Genomic DNA, 245 nt, shown 5'->3' on the forward strand with positions numbered 1-245 from the left:
TGCAGATATAGACCTCCAGCAAGAGAGGTATTTTGGCAACTAATGGGAACAGAGAAAAATGCGTCAGCAGTCCGTCTTCGCCGCACTTGCTTTAACAACCGCCCTGACCGCTTCGGCAGCGGGGTCCGCAGAGCTGCATGTTTTTGGTCCATCGTCGTGGGACACGTTCGCCGCGGGTTCGCCTGACGAAGTCGTCAAGAAAGTTACCGACGATCTCGACGCAAAAGACATGGCTAAAATTCCCG

At 53.9% G+C, this 245-nt stretch carries 1 protein-coding gene; it reads left to right on the forward strand.

The window, feature by feature from the left end; genetic code table 11:
- Positions 1–58: 58 nt before the first annotated feature.
- Positions 59–245 (forward strand): hypothetical protein (locus KVS69_RS20215; protein ID WP_217540067.1); only part of this gene is annotated, 187 nt, incomplete at its 3' end.

Source organism: Stenotrophomonas sp. GbtcB23, assembly GCF_019091045.1.
GTDB lineage: Bacteria > Pseudomonadota > Gammaproteobacteria > Xanthomonadales > Xanthomonadaceae > Stenotrophomonas > Stenotrophomonas rhizophila_A.